Source organism: Streptomyces sp. UH6 (genome assembly GCF_013421635.1).
In the GTDB taxonomy this organism is placed as follows: domain Bacteria; phylum Actinomycetota; class Actinomycetes; order Streptomycetales; family Streptomycetaceae; genus Streptomyces; species Streptomyces abyssomicinicus.
The window spans coordinates 1-2,180 of record NZ_JACADT010000953.1; the positions used below are offsets into that span (position 1 = coordinate 1).

Annotated in this window: 3 protein-coding genes; all 3 read right to left on the reverse strand. The window is 71.5% G+C overall.

The annotated features are described in order from the left end of the window. A partial coding sequence (gene paaC / locus HW445_RS27955) for a 1,2-phenylacetyl-CoA epoxidase subunit PaaC (protein WP_180223648.1) occupies positions 1 to 773 on the reverse strand: 773 nt, incomplete at its 3' end. A gap of 10 nt (positions 774 to 783) precedes the next feature. Next, positions 784 to 1,077, reverse strand: a complete 294-nt coding sequence (paaB, locus tag HW445_RS27960; protein WP_151775375.1) for a 1,2-phenylacetyl-CoA epoxidase subunit PaaB — start codon at positions 1,075 to 1,077, stop codon at positions 784 to 786. Then, positions 1,074 to 2,060 carry a 1,2-phenylacetyl-CoA epoxidase subunit PaaA gene (gene paaA, locus HW445_RS27965; protein WP_180223649.1) on the reverse strand — a complete coding sequence of 329 codons (987 nt, stop codon included), beginning with the start codon at positions 2,058 to 2,060 and terminating at the stop codon, positions 1,074 to 1,076. Before paaA ends, paaB begins: the two co-directional genes overlap by 4 nt. Positions 2,061 to 2,180 lie beyond the last annotated feature (120 nt).

The following is a 2,180-nucleotide window of genomic DNA, read 5'->3' on the forward strand; positions in this document are numbered from 1 at the left end:
GCGAGGTGCTCGGTGTGCCGGCCCTCGCGGCCCGGCCCGGCGGCGGCCGGGGCGGTCACCGGGAGGTCCAGACCCGCCGCGTCGAGGACCTGCCGCAGGTCGGCGAGGACCTCGGCGCGTGCGTCGAACGCGCCGAACAGCTCCTCCAGGTACGGCGCCACCCGCTCGATCCCGGCCCGCATCCGGCGGTGCGACTCCTCCGTGCCGTCGCCCAGCCGGACGACCCACTCGGCCGCGTACCGGCGGTGGTACGTCAGCTCCTTGACGCCCTTGGCGGCGATGGCCCGCAGCACCGGGTCGGGCGACGCGGTGAGGCCGTCGAGGTGGTGCAGCCGCCAGCTGGAGAGCGCCAGCAGCCTCGCCATGCTGAACGCGAAGTCGCCGTTGGGCAGTTCGGCCAGGGTGACGTTGCGGAACTCACCGGGGTCGCGGAAGTACGCGTAGGCGTCCTCGCCGCGCCCCGTGCCGTCGGTCCGGCCGCAGCGCGCGTACAGCAGACGGGCCTGCCCGAGCAGGTCGAGGCCGATGTTGGCGAGCGCCACCTCCTCCTCCAGCTCGGGGGCGCGGGTCGTCCACTCGGCCAGGCGCTGCGCGCCCACCAGCGCGTCGTCGCCGAGCGCGGCGCACAGCGAGGCCAGCGCGGCGGCGTCGACGTCCTCGGGGACCGTGGTGTCCACGCCGTGCAGCGGGTCCTCGAAGCCGGTGCCGTACGCCCACCGGGTGTCGTCCTCGTGCCCCTCGGCGAGGGTCATGTAGAGGTGGTCGTCACTCATGACCCTGCTCCTAGATGTGCGGGACGTCGTCGGGGATGTCGTAGAAGGTGGGGTGCCGGTACACCTTGTCCGCGCTGGGCGCGAAGAAGGGGTCCTTCTCGTCGCGGGTGGAGGCGGCGATGTGCTCGGAGCGCACCACCCATATCGACACCCCCTCGTTGCGCCGCGTGTACAGGTCACGGGCGTGGGTGAGGGCCATCCGGTCGTCCGCCGCGTGCAGCGAGCCGACGTGGACGTGGTTCAGTCCGCGCTTGCCGCGCACGAACACCTCGTACAGGGGCCACCCCTGCTGCTTGCCGGTCATGCCGCCGTTCCCTTCTCCGTGCGGGCCGCCTGCCTGGCCGCGTGCGCGGCGGCCGCTTCCCTGACCCAGGCGCCCTCCTCGTGGGCGGTGCGCCGCCTCTCCACCCGTTGCGCGTTGCAGGGGCCGTCGCCCTTGATGACGCGCATCAGCTCCGACCAGTCGGGGGTGCCGAAGTCGTGGCGGCCGAGCTCCTCGTTCCAGCGCAGCTCGGGATCGGGGAGGGTGACGCCGAGCTTCTCGGCCTGCGGGACGGTCATGTCGACGAAGCGGCGGCGCAGTTCGTCGTTGCTGTGACGTTTGATCTTCCACGCCATGGAGGAGGCCGAGTTCGGCGAGTTGTCGTCCGGCGGGCCGAACATCATCAGCGACGGCCACCACCAGCGGTTCACCGCGTCCTGGACCATCTCCCGCTGGGCGTCGGTGCCGCGCATCATCGTCATCAGGAGTTCGTAGCCCTGCCGCTGGTGGAAGGACTCCTCCTTGCAGATCCGCACCATGGCCCGCGCGTAGGGCCCGTAGCTGCTGCGGCACAGCGGCACCTGGTTGCAGATCGCCGCGCCGTCCACGAACCAGCCGATGACGCCGACGTCGGCGAAGGTCGGCGTGGGGTAGTTGAAGATCGACGAGTACTTCTGGCGTCCCTCGATCAGCCGCTCGGTGAGGTCGGCGCGGTCGGCGCCGAGGGTCTCGGCGGCCGAGTACAGGTACAGGCCGTGCCCGGCCTCGTCCTGGACCTTCGCGAACAGGATGGCCTTGCGGCGCAGCGACGGGGCGCGGGTGATCCACTCCCCTTCCGGCTGCATGCCGATGATCTCCGAGTGGGCGTGCTGGGCGATCTGCCGGATCAGCGTGGACCGGTAGCCGTCCGGCATCCAGTCGCGCGGCTCGATCCGCTGGTCGCGCGCGATCGTCGCGTCGAAGTGCTCCTGCAGCGGGGGGAGAGCGCCGGGCGCGGCCGACGCGGTGGCCTGTTGTGCCGTCATCCGTTTCACCAATCCCAACCGACCGTTCGTTCGGCCCATGATATGTCGGCCTTCCCGGGGATGGGCAAGTGTGCGATCCGGTCAATTTCGGCGGAGCGCCCACGACGGCGGGCCCGGCTC

Bases quoted from the DNA above. Each gene is read 5' to 3' on its own strand.
- paaA (WP_180223649.1), bottom strand. From the start codon at position 2,060: ATGACGGCACAACAGGCCACCGCGTCGGCCGCGCCCGGCGCTCTCCCC.
- paaB (WP_151775375.1), bottom strand. From the start codon at position 1,077: ATGACCGGCAAGCAGCAGGGGTGGCCCCTGTACGAGGTGTTCGTGCGC.